Genomic DNA, 18,920 nt, shown 5'->3' on the forward strand with positions numbered 1-18,920 from the left:
GAAACAACCCTCGCCGAGTTGTCCGCCACGCGTCCGTTGCTGATCTAGACGCGATGCGGCCCGGCGAGGTTGTTCCAGTTCTTACGCGGTGTGTTCGGGCGGGTTGATCCGCGAAGATTTGATCGCGGAGGCCTTGGTGCCCCATTTGTCGAGGATCCGGGCGTAGGTCCCGTCCTTGATCAGCTCGTTGACGGCGGCCTGGAAGGCCCGGGGAAGCCGGGAGCCCTTCTTGAAGGCGAAGCCCACGTCGAGCCGGTGGTACTCGCCGAGGAAGCTGGTCTGCGCCGCCTTCTGTGCCGCCTGGTGGCGAAGGCCGTTGATGGTGGACATCTCCACGTCGATGCGGCCCTGCTGGAGCGCGGTGAGGAGGGCGCCGTTCTCGGAGAACACCTTCACCTCGTACGGTTTCCTGCCCGCCTTCGCACACACCTTCTTCCGGGCTTCGAGGGTCGCCTCGAAGGTGGTGCCCGCCCCGGTGCCGATGGTCAGGCCGCACAGCCGGGTGAGGTCGGTGACCTTGCCGCCGAGCGCGGTGTTGCCCTTCTTCACCGCGAAGCCCTGGCCGTCGTTGATGTAGGTGGCGAAGTCGATGGTCTTCAGCCGCTCGGCGGTGACGCCGAAGTTGCCGGTCCCCACGTCGTACTTGCCACTGCCGAGGGCGGGCAGGATCGTCTCGAACGAGGCGTCCTGGCGTTGCAGCTCGACGCCGAGGACCTTGGCCACCGCGTTCGCGAGGTCGATGTCCTGGCCCACGGGCTTCCCGCCCGTCCCCTGCGGGTAGTACGCGCCCGGCGGGCCCCCGACCGAGCTGCCGATCCGCAGCGTGCCCGACTTCCTGACGTCGGCGGGCAGCAGCGCGGCGATGGAGTCGGCCTTGTGCACCGAGGCGACCGGGTTGCCGGTCGGTGCGGGGGACGCGGCGCCCGCCGCCGCGGTGCCACCGGGGTCGCCGGAACCGCAGCCGGCCAGCGCCAGCGCGGAGACGGTTATGGCGGCGGCCGGACGGAGGCGCGGTCTCGCGCGGGAGGAGTTCATGGGGCGGGGGCCTTTCGGGTCTGTGCGTCGGGGGTGAGGTGTTTCTCGAACGGGAGCGGGCCGATGGTCTCCGGGTCGGCCCCGGTGTCGAACAGCGGTGTGTAACCGGTGGCCAGGTACAGGCCGCGGGCCTCGGGCTGGCGCGGCCCGGTGGTCAGGTAGACGCGCCGGTAGCCGCGGGCCGCCGCCGTGCGCTCCAGTTCGGCCACGACCCGGCGGGCGAGGCCGCGCCGGCGGTGGGCGGAGTGGGTCCAGATCCGCTTCAGTTCGGCCGTGGTGCCGTCGTAGCGGCGGAAGGCGCCGCCCGCGACCGGCTCCCCGTGCTCCAGCAGCAGGAGCAGCACGCCGCCGTGTGCGGGGGTGAACTCCTCGTCGGGGTACCGGGCGAGTTCGGCGTGGGCGTCCTTGCCGTAGCGGGTGGAGTACTCGTCGCCCAGTTCCCGCAACAGCGGCGCCACGCGCGGGTCGCCGACCTCGACGGTGACGACGGTCGGCCCGGTGGCGGGCCGCTGCGCGGCTGTGGTCATGCGCGCACCGCCGCGAGGGGCTGGGGGCCGCGCGCCGCGCGCACGGCGTCGCGCTCGGCATCGCGTTTGGCGACCTCCTCGCGGACGATCGGGATGACGTGCCGCCCGAAGTCGATGGCGTCGTCCAGCAGGTCATAACCCCGGGCCGAGAGGATGTCGATGCCCAGGTCGTAGTAGTCCAGCAGCGCCTGAGCCACCGTCTCGGGGGTGCCGACCAGGGCGTTGGAGTTGCCCGCGCCGCCGGTGGCGGCGGCGGTCGGGGTCCACAGTGCGCGGTCGTACCGCTCCCCCTGCTCCGCGATGGCGATCAACCGCTGGGAGCCGGTGTTCTCCGGGGCGCCGTCGCGGTGGTGCCGTACGAGCCCCTGCTCACGCCGCGCCCGGATCGCGCCGACCGTGCGGTGGGCCTTCTCCCAGGCCAGTTCCTCGGTCGGGGCGATGATCGGCCGGAAGGCCGCCTGGATGCGCGGGACGTCGGTGCGGCCCGCGGCCCGCGCGGCCGCCTTCACCGCCTCGATCTGTTCCGCGGTCTTCTCCAGGGGCTCGCCCCACAGGCAGTAGATGTCGGCCTCCGCTCCGCCGGCCGCGTAGGCCGCCGGGGAGGAACCTCCGAAGGAGACCCGGGGCCTGGGCTGCTGGACGGGGAGGACATCGCTGACGAAGTCGTGGAAGCGGTAGTACTCCCCCTCGTGGTCGAAGGGCTCGCGAGCCGTCCAGATCTTCTTGACGATCCGGATGTACTCGCGGGTGCGCTCATAGCGCTGGTCCTTGGTGAGGGTGTCGCCCTCCCGGCGCTGCTCATGGTCGTTGCCACCGGTGATGAAGTGCACCGTCAGCCGGCCCTCGCTGATCTGGTCCAGGGTGGCGAAGGTCTTCGCGGCGTACGTCGGATACGAGACGTTGGGCCGGTGGGCGAGCAGGATCTGAAGGCGGTCCAGCCTGCTCGCGATGTACGCGGCGGCCGGGGCGGGGTCCGGCGATCCGGAGCCGTAGGCGAAGAGCACCCGGTCCCAGCCGTGGTCCTCGTGTGCCCGGGCGAGCCGGAGGGTGTACTCCTTGTCGAAGGCGGCGCCGGAGCGCGGGGTGGTCTCGGAGCCGTCATGGGTGGCGGCGATGCCGAGGAATTCCACGGGCATGCGAAAAGCCTCTCGGGATGGGCGGAACACCCGTCGGTCCGGTTACGGATGACGGGAGATCAGCGGATGTGGTGGGGAGGGCGGGGGTGAAGCAGGCAGGCGTGATGAGGCCGGAAGGTGCGAAGGCAGCGCGTGTCCGGGGCCGCGGGAGCGTTCGTACGCCGGGTCAGCGCCCGGGTACGGCGGTCGCGCGGAGGAAGAACTCGGCCCGCGACGGGGTCACCGAGGGAGGGAAGGGCCGGTCAGACAGCCCGCTGCCCAGTCAGGCGCAACACATGGCGGACCACACACGACCGAAGTCGATGTGGTCGCGGGAGACCAAGCGCGGCTGGGCATTCATGGGACCAATTGAGCAGGAGACATGGCGTCGCGTCAACCGGTGCCCGGATGACGGACCGGCGAGGGACGCCTTTCCCGCCACGCCCCCGGCCACATTGACAGCGCTACGCGGTCGGCACATACCATTGCCCCCTGGATCGGCTCCGCCCCGCGCGGCGGCCTCTCCGGCCGCGTTGAGGGACGCGGCGAGCGTGATGAAGCCCCGCCCCGGCCGCATGCCACCGGGGCGCACCCGCCCACGCCCGCGATCCTTCCCCCCGAGGACCCTCAGATGGCCACGCCTTCCGATGTCACCGCCCCCGATCCCGTGTCCGTATCCCCCTCCGCCACACCCAGGCGCTCCGGCTCCGGCGACCTGCCGCGGATCGTGCCGCGCCGCCACCTCGGCCGGTGGTTCGCGGCGGCCGTCGCGCTGCTGGTGTTCGCGATGGTGGCCAACTCCGTCGTCCGTAACCCCGCCTTCCAATGGGACGTCGTCGGGCGTTACTTCACCACCGCCGCCGTGCTCGACGGGCTGCTGCTGACCCTGTGGCTGACCGCGGTGGTCATGGTGCTCGGATTTCTGCTCGGCACCCTGCTGGCCGTGATGCGGTTGTCCGCCAACCCGGTTCTGGCCACGCTGAGTTGGGGCTATGTGTGGATCTTCCGTTCCACACCGCTGCTGGTCCAGCTGCTGTTCTGGTTCAACATCGGCGCGCTCTACCCGACGCTCGGTGTCGGCGTCCCCTTCGGCCCCCAGTTCGTCACGGTCAAGACGGTCAACCTGCTCGGCCCCGTCCTCACCGCCGTCATCGGTCTGACCCTGCACGAGGCCGCCTACGCCGCCGAGGTGGTACGCGGCGGCATCGTGTCCGTGGATTCCGGCCAGACCCAGGCGGCCCAGGCGCTCGGCCTGGGCCGGTGGCGCACCCTGCGCCGGATCGTGGTGCCGCAGGCGATGCGCTCCATCGTGCCGACGGCGGGCAACATGCTGATCGGCACCCTCAAGGGCACCAGCATCGTCAGCGTCCTGGCCGTGCACGACCTGCTGTACTCGGTGCAGCTGGTCTACAACCAGACCTACCAGGTCATCCCGCTGCTGATGGTGGCCACCCTCTGGTACATCGCCGTCACCACGGTGCTGAGCGCCGGGCAGTTCTACGTGGAGCGGCACTACGCGCGCGGGGCCGCCCGCACGCTGCCGCCCACTCCGCTGCAACGCCTGCGCGGGCAGTTGGCCGTCAGCCGGGTTCGGCGGGGGTCCTGAGCCGCGCGTGCGTGGCCCAGTCCAGGATCTGGACCGCCGCTCCGGCGGCCTCCAGGCCCTGGCAGTGCGCGTGGTGCCGGCGGGCGATGCCGCCCAGATCGAGGTGGCGGCCGAACGCCGGGTGGGCGGCCAGCCGACGCGCGTAGGCCCACAGGTGCGGGTGGTCCGTGATGCGGTGCACCGCGGCGGCGTCCAGATGCTGCCGGTGCACGGTGTCGAGCCACACCAGGGTCACCCACACCTGCACGTCGGAGGCGGTCAGTTCCTCGCCCAGGACGTGTTTGCGGACCGCGAGCCGTCGCTCCAGCGCGTCCAGCGCGCCGAACACGGTACCGAGCGCGGTGTCGCGCGCCGCGGTGTCGGCGCCGGGCTGTCCGGCGCGCTGGACGGCGTCGTCGATGCCGCGCTCGCAGAGGCGTGCGATCGCCTCCATCTCCCGCTCCGCGCCGCACGGGTGGAGCACGGGGCGGTCGGGGCCCCCGCTGCCGAAACGGCGGTCCAGGTCGCGCAGGATGTCGGGGGTGTGGGTGCTGACGATCCTGCCCGACCAGTCGTCGCCGAGCACCGGTGCCGCGGTCGGCCCGGCGTAACGGTGCGCGCTGGCCTCGTACATCAGGCGCAGCGCGGAATGTCCGCCGTCCGGTCCGTCGGGCACGGCGGGCAGCAGGGTCACCGGGAGGGTGTCCTCGAGGCCGAGCAGGCTGTGGGTGATGGCGATCCGCAGACAATGTCGGCAGGACAACGCCAGATGGAGGCGGTAGCGGCGCGGCACGGCGTAGTGTCCGCTGCGCGCGTCCCGGCCGATCCTGCCCCGGAACGATGCGACGGACAGCGATGACGGCACGGCTTTCCCAGGTGTGACGGACACGTTTCTCCCCAGGTCGGGTTCTTCGCCGGCGGTGAGACGTACGGTGAGCGACCGGCGGTGAGCGGCCCCCGGCGGGCAGCACTCGGTGGGCGCGTGGCGGTGGGCTCGCGGTGCCGCGGGACGACGGTGTCAGGCGCCCGCGAGGGCCTGCCGGCTCAGGACGGCAGACTCGCTGCGCTGCAGACGCGCAGCAGGTCGATGTGGCGGCGGGAGGTCAGAAGGGGGGAGGGCCGACGCGCGCGGACCGCTCGATCGGCGGCCGCCTGCCCAGGCCTCATCATTCCCCACCCATTCGCTAGGAATCCCCTCCCGAGGAGTGTCGAGCGCCTCGCGAGTCCCGTCAAGGGGTGTCCCACGTCCCGGTGACGGAGCTACGGGTTCGTCCACGCCTCGGGGTCCTCGGCGAGGTCCAGGACCCCCTCGGGCAGCTCGGCCGCGGCGACCTCGGCGAGGGTGACCTCACCGAGGATCTTGCGGACATTGGCCCGTACCGCGATCCACAGCGGCAGCAACGACTCCGCCGGGCCGTGGTAGGACAGCTCGGGCGGCCGTACGCCCCGCACGGACACCAGGGGCCCGTCGACCACGCGGATCACATCGGCGATCGTGATCTCTTCGGCGGGGCGGGCCAGCCGGTAGCCGCCGTTCCCGCCGCGCTGGCTGGCCACCAGCCCGCCGCGGCGCAGATCGCCCAGGATCCCCTCGAGGAACTTGTGCGGAACGCCCTGCGACGCGGCGATCGCCTCGGCCTTGACGGAGACACCGTCCACCGCCACCGCCAGTTCCAGAGCCGCCCGCACCGCATAGTCCGCCTTCGCAGAGATCCGCATGTGGTGATTATCCGCCACCGGGTCGCGTGGCGATCAGAAGGGCAGGGCGAACGGCGGGTGCTCGCCGCGGAGGAAGTAGTCCCCCACCTCCTGGAGCCGGGGCGCGACCGGAACGCAGAGGGTGTGGGTCCGTACGTTGCGCCAGAAGCGGTCGAAACCGTACGCCGAGGCGGCGGAGCGGGCGCCGAGGACGTCCAGCGCGCGGGCCGTGACGTCCTGCGCGGCACCGGCGGCGGCCGCCTCGGCCGCCGCCGCCAGCATGGTGATCTCGGCGCACTCGTCGTCGGTGAGGTCCTCTCCGCGCGCCAGCCCGCGGTCCAGCGCCTCCAGCGCCTGGTCGGCGAGCGCGGACGCGGAGAACGTGGCGACGGTCAGCTCGCCGTAGGTCGTCAGCACGTACGGATTACGGGGCGAGCTGTACGACGGCCCGTCCGGCTGCCAGGGCACGTCCACGGCCCGGGTGTACTCGCGGGCCTCGGCGAGCACCCCTTGGGCGATCCCCAGGCAGATCTGGGCCGAGACCAGCCGCCCGGTCGGCGCGGACAGCCCGGCGAAGGGCGACAGGGTGCCGTCGTCCGAGGAGAGCGGGCCGAGCACCGCGTCGCTCTCGACCGCCACCGCGTCGAACTCCACGCTCCCGCCGGCCGCCAGCCGCTGGCCGAAGGTCTCCCCGCCGTCGCCGCCGGCCACCACTCCGGGGCGGGTCGCGTCGACGAGCACGGCCAGCGGCTCCCCCGTCTCGGAGTGGTCCGCGCGCACCGCGAGCCGGTCGGCGACCAGGACGCCGGTGGCGTACCCCTGGCGTCCGTTCAGCACATAGCCGCCCCGGCCCGGGGTGAGCGTCAGACGCGGCTCCACGGAGGCCAGCCCGCCGCCCCAGCACCACTGGCCGGCCGCGGACTCCCGCTCGACGCGGGCGGCGAGGCCGGGCGCGCCGAAGAACCGCGCGCTGGAGGACAGCAGATAGTGGCAGCCGAGCACTTGGCCGATGGCGCCGTCGGCCGCGGCGATCGTCCGTATGACGGCGTGCGCCGTGGGCCAGTCCGCCCCGCCGCCCCCGCTTTCGGCGGGGATCAGCAACGACAGGAGCCCGGCCTCCCGGAGCCGCGCGACCTCGTCGAAGGGTGTCTTCCCGGCCTGGTCACGGACCACCGCGTCGATGGCCAGGTCGTCCGCCGCCTCATGGGCGACCTGCAGCCAACGCGCGCGGTCGGGTGTTTCCGCAACCGCATCCACCACCGTCACGCCTGCTCCTCTTCCTTCGGCAAGGGCCGTCCGCCATAATTCCCTATTAATCCAGTAGGGAAAATAGGGAATCCAGCCGTCGACGTCCACCCGGGTATCGTCGGTCCGTGAACACGAGCGCGGGGCACGAGATGATCGCCATACCGCCGGGGCAGGTGACGCTGTCGGACCGCCGGACCCAGCGCAGTTGGCCGGTCGATCTGGCGCCGTACCAGCTCGGCGCGCACCCGGTCACCCAGGCGCTGTACGCCCAGGTCACCGGCGCGCGGCCGAGCACCGCCCAGGCGGACGCGGCGCCCGTCGAGGGCGTCTCCTGGCAGGACGCGGTGCGGTTCTGCAACGCCCTGTCGCAGCGCGACGGGTTCGCCCCCGCGTACCGCCTCCATGCCGATGGCGAAGGCGTCGAGCGGGACCCGTCAGCGGACGGGTACCGGCTGCCGACCGAAGCGGAATGGCAGCACGCCTGCCGCGCCGGCACCACCGGACCGCGCTACGGGCCCCTCGACGACATCGCCTGGTACCGCGGCAATTCGGGGGAACGACTCCATGACGTGGGCGGCAAACGGCCCAACGCGTGGGGCCTGCACGACATGCTCGGCAACGTCTGGGAGTGGTGCTGGGACCTCTACGACGCCGAGGTCTACGGCACCTACCGCGTGCTCCGTGGCGGCGGCTGGTTCGATGAACACTGGAGCTGCCGGGCCTCCGTACGCCGCCGCAGCCACCCGACCTTCCGGGTGGACGACGTGGGTTTCCGCGTCGCGCGTACCGCCGAGCGCTGATCCCACGAGAGGGCTTCGACCTGGAGGTGGCGGGTGACGGCACGGTTCGACGCGGCCACGGGCGATGAAGCGCCCATCGAGACGGACCCCCGGAAGCGGACGGCGGCGGTGCGGGCGGCGTTCGACAGCCTGCTGGAGATCCGTCGGCTGATGAACACCGACAGCGACGACCCTCTCGCCACGCCCGCCGCCTGGGAGCGGCACCAGCCGGTACGGGCCGTGGCCATCGCCCTGGAGGCGGCGGGCATTCCCCCCTCGGCGGTCGGCGCCGACGGCCACCGGCCGGCGACGGGATACCGCTGCGGCGAGGCCGAGCGGGCGGGGGTGGTGCGGGTGGAGTGGCTGGGCCCCACGGGAAGTGGCGCCGCGTACGCGGCGGGAGAGCAGCTGGGCAACTGCGCCCGGGTGCTGCGCGGGCTGGGCTGGGAGGCCCTGGAGTACCGCGGCCGCGGCCGCCACCGCTATCTGGAGGTCGAACCACTCCCCTGACGCCGGGCGGTGCGGCATCGCCCCCGGAGACGTCTACGAGGGCGGTCACACCATGCGGCGCATAGGATGCCGAACGTGACTGCCGCAGAGCCCAACCCCTTGGTGTGGACGCTGAAGAGCGAGCGCCCTCGGTCGGCCGGATACCTGAAAGTGCGATGCCGCACCTACGTTCAGCCCGACGGCCGGGAGTCCGACTGGGACATTCTGGTGGGACCGCGCACCGTCGCAGTGGTCGCGCTGACGGAGGACGGGCAGGGCCTCCTGGTGCGCCAGTACCGGCCCGGGCCGGGCACGGTACTGGCGGAACTACCCGGCGGTCTGGTCGCCGATGGCGAGGAGGTCGTGGCCGGTGCGGCGCGCGAGTTGCTGGAGGAGACGGGGTACGAGGCCGGCTCGCTCCAGGTCGTCGCGACCACCTATCTGGCCTCCTACGCCACCCACGTGCGGTACGCGGCACTGGCCCGCGATTGCCGCAAAGTCGCGGACCCCACGCCGGATGCCGAGGAGTTCGTCGAGCCGATCACGCTGCCGCGGGACCAGTACGTGGCCCACATCCTGAGCGGTCGGCTCACCGACATGGACCTGGGCCTGGCCGGGCTGGTCGCCGCCGGCCTTCTCAGGCCCACGGTGTGACGACCGAGCAGCAGCCCAGGTCACGGTTCCGGTCTTTCGTACGGGGCGGTTCATGGTCAGCGGTGCGCCGACATCGTGCGGGGGCATGTCCGCTGTGGCCAGGGCGGCGGTCGGGGGCATGACGCAGCCGAGGCCGAGCCCGGTGAGCACCAGGGCGGGTGCCAGGTGGAGCGGCAGGATGTCCGTGCTCCGCGGCGTCAAACGGGTCAGGACGAACATCACGGCGGCCGCGGCGATCAGGGTGGAGCCGAGCAGGGCGGCCAGGGCGTTGATGATCAGCGTCAGGCCCGCGCGGACCGGCGGATAGCCGAGGAGTGCTTGGGTGTAGTAGCTCATGAACAGGTAGAAGCCGGACATCGCGACGAACATCAGGGTGATCGAGATGAACGCACCGGCGCGGGCCCGGTGCAGGAGCACACGCATCGGCAGCAGCGGGTGGGGTGCGCGGACCTCGACGGTGGCGAATACGGCCAGCAGCAGGACACCACCGGCCAGCAGCACCAGCACCTTCGGCGCGCCCCAGCCGAGCGGTTCGGCTTCGTTGAAGGCATGGACCACCGCGGCGAAGCCGGTGGTGCTGAGCAGTGCGCCCGCGACGTCGAGCCGTCCGCCGTCGCGGACCGGGCGGCCCGGCGGCACGAAGGCCGTACCGAGCACGGCCAACAGGGCGACGGGGACGTTGATGTACAGGCACCAGCGCCAGCCGGCGTACTCGGTCAGCAGTCCCCCGGCGATCAGGCCGATGGCCGACCCGGCGGCACCGACCGCGGTGAACACGCCGAACGCCCGGCCGCGTTCGTGCGGCTCCGTGAACGTCGTGGTCAGCAACGACAACCCGGCGGGTGCGAGCAGGGCGCCGAAGGCGAGGGCATACGCGGTGATCGCCCATTGCCGGTTCGCGTCGGACATCCCGAGCGCGCCCTGCGCGGAGGGCAGGGCGATGTTCACGACCGTCCCGTCCAGCACCACGAGCAGTTGGGCCGCGCTCACCGCCGGCAGGGTCCACCACCGCCGCTGCGGTACGGGGGCATCAACGGCAGACTCCACCTCGGGCGGTTCGATGTCTTGGGTATCCATGACTTCAAGGGGTTTCGTTGAAGTCATCCCGGAGACTTTTCCTCGCCCCCGGCCGACGGTTCACGGCCGGGGGCGGACAACCCTCAACCCTCCGGCTGAACCCGGCCCCGCAGGATCAGCATGGCCAGCCCCTCCGCGTCGAACCGATCCACCCGCTTCCATCCGCTGCTCAGCAGGCCGATCTCCGTTTCGTCCAGCGTGATGTCCCGACGCTCCTCGGGCGTCGTCGCTGCGAGCGGTGTGACCACCACGATCGCTCCGCCTTCCCGCAGCCGACGGGCGAGGGCGTCCATGGCCCGGGAGCGGTTACGGAAGAAGGGGTAGACCAGCCGGAGCGCGATCAGGTCGTAGCCGTCCTGGCGCAGCGGGGCGAGGTCGTCCCGCTCGATGTCCAGGCGTAACCACCGCACGCCCGCCGGGTGAGTGGTACCGGCCCGGGCGAGGGCGCTGTCGGACCAGTCGACGGCGTCGACGGTGTAGCCCACCGATGCCAGATACGCGGCCAGCTCGCCCAGGCCACAGCCCACGTCGAGGGCTCGGCCGCCCTCGGCGGGGGCGGGCACGTGCGCGGCCAGCAGTGCGCGCTCGGTGTCCCCCAGGCGCCGGAATGTCTTTCCGTCGGCGTAGTGCGTGTCCCATTCGTCCTGCCGTGTGTGTCCCAATGGATCGCTCCTCAGGGGGTGGAGGGTCGGTCAGGTCCAGCCCATCTCGGTGTAGAGGCGCCCGTGGCGGATGCCTTCGATCGCGGCCCGGGTGTAGGCAACGGTCGGCTCCGGCAGTGCGCCGGCCGGCCACCAGCCCCAGCTGACGCACGTGGCCGGCTCCAGGACTTCGGGCTCGCCCGTCCACCGCCGGGCGCGGAAGAACATCTGCCATGCGCGGCTGCGTGCCGGGCGTATCGACGAGGTGGACGGCCTGTACGAACTCGACGTCATCGGCGTCGATCAGCAGCCCCGCGTCCTCCTTCCCCTCCCGGATGAGGCAGGCGATGGCGGACTCCTGCTCGCAGTGTCCGGCCAGGGCATGGTGTTCCAACGGTGCGAACGCCGCATCGGGATGGCGCAGCCCGAGCAGGACTTGGCCGTCGCGCTCCAGATACAGGTGCACGCCGATGACGTTCTTCACGGTCCGCGCGCCGTGACGCGTGTGCGACTGCGGCGGGGTCGCGGCCCCTTCCGGGCCGCCGCCGGGGAGGGACCAGGTACCCGGGTCGGGGATCGGTTTGTGCGCGTCGCGGAGATGCAGCAGATACTGTCCACGGCTGTTGACGATGAGGGCTGCCGTTCCGGTGCACCGGAGTTCGGGGGTGGGCCGCGTGGTCATGAGGCCTCCGTGTCCGTGGCGGGTCCGCCGATGCGACCTTGCCCCACGGCGGGGCACGGACGCCGGAGGATCGGTCGGGTTTCCGCCGGTCCAACCAGTCGGTATGTTGCAAGTCCGCCGAACACACCTGTTGGGAGTGGACCATGACGCAGCCGTCCGTGCCGCCCGCGCCGCACATCGAAGGCCACTGCGACCCGGGATTCACCGCCGTGCGTGACGCTTTCGCGGCCAATTTCGCCGAGCGCGAGGAGCTGGGCGCGGCGGTGACCGTCCAGGTCGGCGGGCGGACCGTGGTGGATCTGTGGGGTGGTTGGGCGGACGCCGGGCGCGAGCGGGTGTGGGAGCGGGACACCATGGTGAACGTGTGGTCCACCACCAAGGGTGTGACGGCCCTGTGCGCGCATCTGCTCGCGGACCGGGGGCTGCTGGACTTCGACGCCCCGGTGGCCTCGTACTGGCCGGAGTTCGCGGCGGCGGGCAAGGCGGCACTGCCGGTGCGGTACCTGCTGTCGCACCGGGCGGGCCTGGCCGGGTTGCGGCAGAGGCACACCGTGGCCGATCTGTACGACTGGGAGAAGACCTGCGCACGGCTGGCCGCCACCGAGCCGTGGTGGGAGCCCGGCACGCGGTCGGGTTACCACGCCATGACGTACGGCCACTTGGTGGGCGAGGTGATCCGGCGCGTCACCGGTGTCCTGCCCGGCGAGTTTCTGCGGCAGGAGATCACCGGGCCGCTGGGGATCGATTTCAGCATCGGTCTGCCGGAGAAGGAGGCCGGGCGGGCGGCCGAGCTGGTGCATCCGCCCGCCGCCACGTCCAGCGAGCAGGCCGCGGTGTTCGCGCAGTTGGAGCCGGTCGCGATCGCCGCGCTGGCCAACCCGCTCGTCGGGGCCGCCGAGGCCAATACTCCGCAGTGGCGGGCCGCGCAGATCCCGGCCGCCAACGGCCACGGGACGGCCCGCGCGATCGCCACCCTCTACGGCGTCTACGCCCGCCATGGCCTGGCCGGGGACCATCGTGTGCTCTCGCCCGGGGCCGTCGAGCGGGCCCGTGAGGGGCAGGGGGCGTGCCGCGACCTGATCCTGGGGCACGGTCTCCCCCATGACATGGAGGCCGGGCTCGGTGTGTGGCTGAGCGGTCCCAACGGCTCGTACGGCCCCAACCACCGCGCCTTCGGCCACGACGGTTCCTGCGGCCACGCCGACCCCGAGGCCCAGGTCAGCCTCGGTTATGTCATGAACCGCATGGGTCCGCACATCGCCGACGATCCCCGGAAGAAGGCCCTGATCGACGCGGTGTACACGGCGCTGTGAGGGCGGGGTAGGAAAAACTGTTATCGGCGGTGGTGTGGCTCCGTCTCCTGGGTGTCCCCTGTCATCCTCGTTCAGGAGTTGAGCCGCATGCCGCACGACAACAAGCACCGCCTCAGCCGCAGAGGCCTGTTCACCCTCGGCGGTGGCCTGGTGGCGGCCGGGGCGCTCGGTGGCGGGGTCGCCGCGCTCGCCGGGGGCGGCGCGGAGGCCGCCCCGGCGGGGTTCGCGCACCCCGGCGCGCTGCACAGCGCCGGGGATCTGCACCGCGCCAAGGTGCGGGTGGCGGCGGGCGACGACCCGTGGCTGGCGGGCTGGAAGAGGCTCACCGCCAATCGGCACTCGGCGAGCACGTGGCAGCCGAGGCCGCAGGCCACGGTCGTCCGCGGTGGCAGCGGCCAGAACTACCCCACCCTGTACCACGATGTCCACGCCGCCTATCAGAACGCCCTGCGCTGGAAGATCGGCGGCACCAGGGCGAACGGCGACACCGCCGTGTCGATCCTCAACGCCTGGTCGGCCACGCTGAAGGAGATCACCGGCAACGCCGACCGCTTCCTGGCCGCCGGTCTCCACGGCTACCAGTTCGCGAACGCCGCCGAGCTGATGCGCGGCTACGACGGCTTCGACCTCGCCCGCTTCCAGGCGATGATGCGGCGCGTCTTCCAGCCGCTCAACGAGGACTTCCTCACCCGCCACAACGACGCCTGCGTCACCAACTACTGGGCCAACTGGGACCTGTGCAACACCGCGTCTCTCATGGCGATCGGCATCCTCCGCGACGACGCCGCGGCGTTCGACCGCGCCGTGACGTACATGAAGTCCGGCGAGGGCAACGGCTCCATCCGGCATGCCATCCCCTTCGTGTACGAGGACCAGGGGCTCGCCCAGTGGCAGGAGAGCGGCCGCGACCAGGGTCACACCATGATGGGCATGGGGCAGATGGGCGCGATCTGCGAGATGGCCTGGAACCAGGGTGTCGACCTGTACGGCTACGACGACAACCGGTTCATGAAGGCGGCCCAGTACGTGGCCACGTACAACCTCGGACAGGACGTGCCCTTCACCACCTACACCTGGGGCACCGGCCAGAACTGCGCACAGCGGTCGCAGACGGTGATATCCGACGCGGGGCGCGGGCAGATCCGCCCGGTCTGGGCGATCCTGCACTACCACTACGCCCGCCGCCGCGGACTCTCCGTACCCTTCATCACGGCGATGGCCGAGAAGGTGGGCGTCGAGGGCGGGGGCGGCGACTACGGGCCGAACAGCGGAGGCTTCGACCAGCTCGGCTTCGGGACGCTCCTCTACGCGAAGTGATCGCCTCGTACGAGAAGGGACGGCGGAAGGGCAGGTTGTGGGCGGGCGCAGTGTGGACGGGCGGCAGTGGCGCGCCACCATCGCGGCGGCGCAGAACGGGGACCGGCGCGCCCTCGACGAGCTGGTCGAGGGCTGGCTGCCGCTCGTCTACAACATCGTCGGACGGGCTCTGAACGGCCACGCGGACGTGGACGACGTGGTGCAGGACACCATGCTGCGCGCCGTCCACGGCCTGGGCTCGCTGCGCGATCCGGAGGCTTTCCGCTCCTGGCTGGTCGCCATCGCCATGCGCCAGATCCGCGACCGGGCGCGCCGCCGGACCGCCGACGCACTGCCCGACGACGACCACGGCGCCCCGGACTTCGCCGAACTGACCGTGCTGCGGCTCCAGTTGGAGGGGCAGCGGCGGGAGGTGGCGGAGGCGGTGCGCTGGCTCGCCGACGAGGACCGGGAGCTGCTGTCGCTGTGGTGGCTGGAGGTCGCGGGCGAGCTCACCCGGCGCGAGCTGGCGGCGGCGGTCGGCATCAGCCGGCAGCACGCCGCCGTGCGGGTGCAGCGGATGAAGGCGCGGCTGGAGACCGCGCGGGGCATCGTCCGGGCGCTCGGCTCCTCGTGCCCGGATCTGCGCGAGGTGACCGACGACTGGGACGGACGGCCCGATTCGGTGTGGCGCAAGCGGCTGGCCCGGCACATCCGGGGGTGTGCGCGCTGCTCCGGAGGACGCGAGGACGCCGTACCCGCCGAGCGGCTGCTCGTGGGCATCGCGCTGGTGCCGCTTCCGGCCGGTTTCACGCTCGCGACGGTACTGGGCGGCGGCAAGACGGCGGCTGCGGCCGCCACCGTCTCCGCCACGGCCTCGGTCACGGCGCCGGTGGGCTGGTCGGCCAAGGTGCTCGGCGCGCTGGCCAAGCCCGCGGTGGCGGTGACGGCCGGGGCGGCCATCGCCGCGGGCGGCGCGTACGTCGTGACGCAAGCGCCGGACGAGCCCGCGCCACGGACCGCACCGCCCACCACCGCGAGCACGGCCCGCCCGCCGTCGTCCGCGCCTCCGGCCTCCCCGGCGCCGTCGCCCTCGCACCCGGAGGAGCAGCTGTACGGCACGGTCGTCGACACGGCCGACCGCGCCCCCGCGGCCACCGTCCGGCCCGCGGCGCTGCCACGGCGCGCCGACGGCACGGTGACGCTGACCGGAGCACCGCCGACCGGGCTGACCCACCGGGGCGAGGAGGTCACGTTCACGGGGCGCGGCTACGTCCGGGTGCGCTGGCAGGTGCTGCCCGGGCAGCGCCCCGGCGCGCTCGTCATGCCGACGTGGACCGGCCTGCGCGGCAGGCTCTTCCATGTGGCCTCGGGCGGCGGGCGGCGGCTGGACGACGTACAGCCGGGTTCGGCGGACGGTACGACCTGGATGGGCGGCCCCGCCACCGGCACCACCGTGCTGCCCGCCGGGGCCCAGCAGATGTGGCAGAACGAGTACTTCTGGCTGGACGGCAGCGTCACTCTGCACCAGAACGAACGGGGCGCGGACTACAACCTCTTCGCCCAGGCGTCCAGTTGGGACCAGGTGGCCGAGGACGTGGCCACTCCGCCCGACGCGGGCGCGGGCGTCGTCCGTTACGGGCTGGTCCGCGACACCGGTGAGGACACGGCACCGGTGCCGCAGTATCTGACGCGCGCGCGGCCCGCCGACCCCGCGACGGTGCCGCGACAATCCGAGGTCACTCCCCCGCCGCGCTGAGGCGTGCGCGCACTCTCGTCCCAGCTATTGACGTGTCCTGACCAGCGTTCTACTTTCTGGTCGGCTTTCCGAACGATGTTTGATATGTCGAACGCGATCCCGGCCCCGCCCCCAGAAACGAGGCAATCCATGGCATCCGCACCCGCCAGACGAGCCGTCCTCCGCGCCGCCGCCCTCGTCGCGGCGGCCCCGGCGCTGACCTCGCTCGCCACCGGCCGGGCGGCCGCGGCTCCTGGCGCGGCGCCCGGGACCGGGGCCGGGGCCGGGCCCGGGGTCCCGGCCGCCTGGACACTGCGGCCGTTCCGCCCCGAGGACGTGGCGCTCCGGACAGGCGTCTTCACCGCCAAGCGCCAACTGATGCTGGACTACGGCCGTGGCTACGACGTGGACCGGCTCCTCCAGGTCTTCCGGGCCAACGCGGGCCTCTCCACCCGTGGCGCGGTGGCGCCGGGCGGCTGGGAGGGGCTGGACGGCGAGGCCAAGGGAAACCTCCGCGGCCACTTCACGGGCCATTTCCTCACCATGCTCTCCCAGGCCCATACCGGCACCGGCGAGAAGGTGTACGCCGACAGGATCCGCCATATGGTCGGGGCCCTGGACGAGGTCCGCGAGGCGCTGCGGCACGATCCGGCGGTGCTCAGCGTGCCGGGCAGGTTCGGCACCGCCGCGGAGAACGTCCGGGGGTCCTACAGATACGTGGACCTGCCGGACACGGTGCTCGGCGGCGCCGCGGCGATCACCCTCGCCGCCCGGGTGAAGCCCACGCACGACGCCGCCTGGACCCGCATCCTCGACTTCGGCGACGACACCACGCGCTATCTCTACCTCACCGCCCGCAACGGACAAGGCCATCCCCGCTTCGCCATCACCACCTCGGGGGCGGGCGGCGAGCAGAGCCTGGACGGCACCGCGCCCCTGCCCCTGGGCGAGTGGAGCCATGTGGCGGTGACGATCGCGGACGGCACCGGAATCCTCTACGTCAACGGCGCCGCGGTCGCGAAGAACACCGCGATGACCCTCACCCCGGCCGCCCTGGGCACCCTGCGCGACCACTGGCTGGGCCGCTCCCACTACTCCGCCGATCCGGTGTTCGCGGGGGCCTTCGACGAGGTCGGCCTCTGGTCACGGGCCCTGACGGCCAACCAGATCGCCGAGCTCCAGGACCACCCCGCCGCCGAGTCGTCCGCCGGGGCCGGAGACCTGGCCGCCTACACCTTCGAGGAGACCACCGGCGGCACCTTCGCCGACTCCTCGGGCCACGACCGGCACGCCACCCTGCGCCGCACCTGGGGAGGGCCGAGCCACCCCGGGTTCCTCGCGGCGTATCCGGAGACGCAGTTCATCACCCTGGAGTCGATGACGAGCGGCGACTACACCGTGGTGTGGGCGCCGTACTACACCGCCCACAAGATCCTGCGCGGGCTGCTCGACGCCCATCTCGCCACGGGCGACGCGCGGGCCCTGGACCTCGCGACGGGCATGTGCGACTGGATGTACTCCCGGCTGTCGAAGCTGCCCCGGAGCACCCTGCAGCGGATGTGGGGCATCTTCTCCAGCGGTGAGTTCGGCGGCATCGTCGAGGCGATCTGCGATCTGTACGCGATCAGCGGCAAGCCCCAGCACCTGGCGCTGGCCCGCCTGTTCGACCTCGACAAGCTCATCGACGCCTGCGCCGCCGGCGACGACATCCTGGACGGGCTGCACGCCAACCAGCACATCCCGATCTTCACCGGTCTGGTCCGGCTGTACGACGAGACGCGGGAGGAGCGCTATCTCACCGCGGCGAAGAACTTCTGGGACATGGTCGTGCCGACCCGGATGTACGGGATCGGCGGCACCAGCAACCGGGAGTTCTGGGGCGCGCGCGGCGCCATCGCCAAGACCCTCAGCGACACCACCGCCGAGACCTGCTGCGCCTACAACATGCTCAAGCTGAGCAGGATGCTGTTCTTCCACGAGCAGAAGCCGTCGTACATGGACTACTACGAGCGCGCCCTGTACAACCAGGTCCTCGGCTCCAAGCAGGACAAGGCCGACGCGGAGAAGCCGCTCGTCACGTACTTCATCGGCCTGGTGCCGGGGCATGTGCGCGACTACACCCCCAAGGCGGGCACGACCTGCTGCGAGGGCACCGGCATGGAGAGCGCCACCAAGTACCAGGACTCGGTGTACTTCAGGCGCGCCGACGGCACCGCCCTGTACGTCAACCTGTACAGCCCGTCCACCCTCACCTGGGCCGAGAAGGGCATCACGGTCACCCAGTCCACCGGCTATCCGGCCCAGCAGGGCTCCACGCTCGTCATCCGGGGCCGCACCGCCCGCTTCGACCTGCGCCTGCGGGTGCCCGCGTGGGCGACGAGCGGCTTCCGGGTGACGGTCAACGGCAAGCCGGTGAAGGGGCCCTGGTCCCCCGGGGGTTACGCCTCGGTGTCCCGCACCTGGCGCGACGGGGACACCGTCCGGGTGCTCATCCCGTTCCGGCTGCGGGTGGAGAAGGCGCTCGACGACCCGGGCGTACAGACCCTGTTCCACGGCCCGGTCAACCTGGTGGCCCGCGACGCGCGCACGGACTTCCTCACCTTCGGCCTCTACCGCAACGCCGCCCTCTCCGGCGATCTGCTGCCCACGCTCACCCCCGTACCGGGCAAGCCGCTCCACTACACCCTCGACGGCGTCGAGTTCGCCCCGTTCTCCGAAGGGACCGAGGAGCCCACGCACGCCTACTTCCGCCGGTCCGAGCCGACGGTGGTCTTCGGCGGCCACGACTCCGGCATCGCCAACCCGGCCCGGGACGACGGCACCACCCTCCTGGACGCGATCTGGGCCGCCGCCCCGTACCGGAGCAAGGGCGCGCTGGTCCAGCACGTCCGGTCCACCGTGGACGCCTGGGTGGCCGCGGGGCTGCTCGGCGCCGCGGACGGCCGCGGCGTGGTCGCCGCGGCGAAGAAGGCCGACTACGTATCCTGAGCGGACCCGGGCGCGGGCACTTGGCGCGAGCCCGGCGCCCGCGCGCCCTGCCTCA

16 protein-coding genes and 2 pseudogenes are annotated in these 18,920 nt (G+C 72.2%); 8 read left to right on the top strand and 10 right to left on the bottom strand.

Going from position 1 to position 18,920, the window contains the following annotated elements:
- Positions 1 to 81: 81 nt before the first annotated feature.
- The 3 genes from ABZ562_RS02285 to ABZ562_RS02295 are packed head-to-tail and all read right to left on the bottom strand — an operon-like array spanning position 82 to position 2,698.
- The gene (locus tag ABZ562_RS02285; protein WP_361472772.1) at positions 82 to 1,035 is read right to left on the bottom strand and encodes an ABC transporter substrate-binding protein; all 954 of its coding nucleotides are present in this window, start codon (positions 1,033 to 1,035) and stop codon (positions 82 to 84) included.
- Positions 1,032 to 1,562 carry a GNAT family N-acetyltransferase gene (locus tag ABZ562_RS02290; RefSeq protein WP_361472775.1) on the bottom strand — a complete coding sequence of 177 codons (531 nt, stop codon included), beginning with the start codon at positions 1,560 to 1,562 and terminating at the stop codon, positions 1,032 to 1,034. The genes ABZ562_RS02285 and ABZ562_RS02290 overlap by 4 nt, the downstream gene beginning before the upstream one ends.
- Positions 1,559 to 2,698 carry an LLM class flavin-dependent oxidoreductase gene (locus ABZ562_RS02295; protein ID WP_361472777.1) on the bottom strand — a complete coding sequence of 380 codons (1,140 nt, stop codon included), beginning with the start codon at positions 2,696 to 2,698 and terminating at the stop codon, positions 1,559 to 1,561. The genes ABZ562_RS02290 and ABZ562_RS02295 overlap by 4 nt, the downstream gene beginning before the upstream one ends.
- Positions 2,699 to 3,308: 610 nt before the next feature.
- On the opposite strand from ABZ562_RS02295, the gene ABZ562_RS02300 reads away from it, so the two are divergent.
- Positions 3,309 to 4,283: an amino acid ABC transporter permease gene (locus ABZ562_RS02300; protein ID WP_361472780.1), complete on the top strand. Its 975-nt coding sequence runs from the start codon at positions 3,309 to 3,311 to the stop codon at positions 4,281 to 4,283.
- Here the strand turns inward: ABZ562_RS02300 and ABZ562_RS02305 are convergent.
- The 3 genes from ABZ562_RS02305 to ABZ562_RS02315 form a co-directional block, all read right to left on the bottom strand.
- Complete coding sequence (locus ABZ562_RS02305) at positions 4,258 to 5,151, bottom strand: glutathione S-transferase C-terminal domain-containing protein (protein ID WP_361472782.1); 894 nt, start codon at positions 5,149 to 5,151, stop codon at positions 4,258 to 4,260. The genes ABZ562_RS02300 and ABZ562_RS02305 overlap by 26 nt on opposite strands.
- A gap of 371 nt (positions 5,152 to 5,522) precedes the next feature.
- Complete coding sequence (locus tag ABZ562_RS02310; protein ID WP_361472785.1) at positions 5,523 to 5,981, bottom strand: Rrf2 family transcriptional regulator; 459 nt, start codon at positions 5,979 to 5,981, stop codon at positions 5,523 to 5,525.
- A 33-nt stretch (positions 5,982 to 6,014) separates the two neighbouring features.
- The gene (locus ABZ562_RS02315; protein WP_361472788.1) at positions 6,015 to 7,226 is read right to left on the bottom strand and encodes an acyl-CoA dehydrogenase family protein; all 1,212 of its coding nucleotides are present in this window, start codon (positions 7,224 to 7,226) and stop codon (positions 6,015 to 6,017) included.
- Positions 7,227 to 7,333: 107 nt separating this feature from the next.
- On the opposite strand from ABZ562_RS02315, the gene ABZ562_RS02320 reads away from it, so the two are divergent.
- The 3 genes from ABZ562_RS02320 (at position 7,334) to ABZ562_RS02330 (ending at position 9,130) form a co-directional block, all read left to right on the top strand.
- On the top strand, positions 7,334 to 8,008 hold the full coding sequence (locus ABZ562_RS02320) for a formylglycine-generating enzyme family protein (RefSeq protein WP_361472790.1): 675 nt from the start codon (positions 7,334 to 7,336) through the stop codon (positions 8,006 to 8,008).
- Positions 8,009 to 8,041: 33 nt separating this feature from the next.
- Positions 8,042 to 8,497: a hypothetical protein gene (locus tag ABZ562_RS02325; protein ID WP_361472793.1), complete on the top strand. Its 456-nt coding sequence runs from the start codon at positions 8,042 to 8,044 to the stop codon at positions 8,495 to 8,497.
- A 66-nt stretch (positions 8,498 to 8,563) separates the two neighbouring features.
- Entirely contained in the window at positions 8,564 to 9,130 is a 567-nt protein-coding gene (locus tag ABZ562_RS02330) for an NUDIX hydrolase (RefSeq protein WP_361472796.1), read from the top strand.
- Between the two features lie 63 nt (positions 9,131 to 9,193).
- Here ABZ562_RS02330 and ABZ562_RS02335 read toward each other — a convergent pair.
- From ABZ562_RS02335 to ABZ562_RS02350, 4 genes and pseudogenes are all read right to left on the bottom strand, one after another.
- Positions 9,194 to 10,207, bottom strand: a pseudogene (locus ABZ562_RS02335) (MFS transporter); the annotation flags it as partial.
- Between the two features lie 83 nt (positions 10,208 to 10,290).
- On the bottom strand, positions 10,291 to 10,869 hold the full coding sequence (locus ABZ562_RS02340; RefSeq protein ID WP_361472799.1) for a class I SAM-dependent methyltransferase: 579 nt from the start codon (positions 10,867 to 10,869) through the stop codon (positions 10,291 to 10,293).
- Positions 10,870 to 10,899: 30 nt separating this feature from the next.
- Positions 10,900 to 11,142 carry an NUDIX hydrolase gene (locus ABZ562_RS02345; RefSeq protein WP_361472802.1) on the bottom strand — a complete coding sequence of 81 codons (243 nt, stop codon included), beginning with the start codon at positions 11,140 to 11,142 and terminating at the stop codon, positions 10,900 to 10,902.
- A 13-nt stretch (positions 11,143 to 11,155) separates the two neighbouring features.
- Positions 11,156 to 11,530 (bottom strand): annotated as a pseudogene (locus ABZ562_RS02350) (hypothetical protein); the annotation flags it as partial.
- A gap of 143 nt (positions 11,531 to 11,673) precedes the next feature.
- Here ABZ562_RS02350 and ABZ562_RS02355 point away from each other — a divergent pair.
- The 4 genes from ABZ562_RS02355 (at position 11,674) to ABZ562_RS02370 (ending at position 18,865) form a co-directional block, all read left to right on the top strand.
- On the top strand, positions 11,674 to 12,843 hold the full coding sequence (locus ABZ562_RS02355) for a serine hydrolase domain-containing protein (RefSeq protein WP_361472804.1): 1,170 nt from the start codon (positions 11,674 to 11,676) through the stop codon (positions 12,841 to 12,843).
- An 87-nt stretch (positions 12,844 to 12,930) separates the two neighbouring features.
- Positions 12,931 to 14,160 (top strand): alginate lyase family protein, encoded by a 1,230-nt coding sequence (locus tag ABZ562_RS02360; protein WP_361472807.1) that lies wholly within the window; start codon positions 12,931 to 12,933, stop codon positions 14,158 to 14,160.
- Positions 14,161 to 14,197: 37 nt separating this feature from the next.
- A complete protein-coding gene (locus ABZ562_RS02365; RefSeq protein ID WP_361472810.1) occupies positions 14,198 to 15,898 on the top strand; it encodes a sigma-70 family RNA polymerase sigma factor in 1,701 nt (566 codons plus the stop codon).
- Positions 15,899 to 16,027: 129 nt separating this feature from the next.
- Positions 16,028 to 18,865: a beta-L-arabinofuranosidase domain-containing protein gene (locus tag ABZ562_RS02370; protein WP_361472813.1), complete on the top strand. Its 2,838-nt coding sequence runs from the start codon at positions 16,028 to 16,030 to the stop codon at positions 18,863 to 18,865.
- Positions 18,866 to 18,920: the final 55 nt, after the last annotated feature.

The sequence above is a fragment of the Streptomyces sp. NPDC019937 genome (assembly GCF_040631655.1).
GTDB lineage: Bacteria > Actinomycetota > Actinomycetes > Streptomycetales > Streptomycetaceae > Streptomyces.

Coding starts and splice junctions, on each gene's coding strand:
- ABZ562_RS02285 (WP_361472772.1), bottom strand. CDS start 1,035: ATGAACTCCTCCCGCGCGAGACCGCGCCTCCGTCCGGCCGCCGCCATA.
- ABZ562_RS02290 (WP_361472775.1), bottom strand. CDS start 1,562: ATGACCACAGCCGCGCAGCGGCCCGCCACCGGGCCGACCGTCGTCACC.
- ABZ562_RS02295 (WP_361472777.1), bottom strand. CDS start 2,698: ATGCCCGTGGAATTCCTCGGCATCGCCGCCACCCATGACGGCTCCGAG.
- ABZ562_RS02300 (WP_361472780.1), top strand. CDS start 3,309: ATGGCCACGCCTTCCGATGTCACCGCCCCCGATCCCGTGTCCGTATCC.
- ABZ562_RS02310 (WP_361472785.1), bottom strand. CDS start 5,981: ATGCGGATCTCTGCGAAGGCGGACTATGCGGTGCGGGCGGCTCTGGAA.
- ABZ562_RS02330 (WP_361472796.1), top strand. CDS start 8,564: ATGCCGAACGTGACTGCCGCAGAGCCCAACCCCTTGGTGTGGACGCTG.
- ABZ562_RS02345 (WP_361472802.1), bottom strand. CDS start 11,142: ATGACGTCGAGTTCGTACAGGCCGTCCACCTCGTCGATACGCCCGGCA.
- ABZ562_RS02355 (WP_361472804.1), top strand. CDS start 11,674: ATGACGCAGCCGTCCGTGCCGCCCGCGCCGCACATCGAAGGCCACTGC.
- ABZ562_RS02360 (WP_361472807.1), top strand. CDS start 12,931: ATGCCGCACGACAACAAGCACCGCCTCAGCCGCAGAGGCCTGTTCACC.
- ABZ562_RS02370 (WP_361472813.1), top strand. CDS start 16,028: ATGGCATCCGCACCCGCCAGACGAGCCGTCCTCCGCGCCGCCGCCCTC.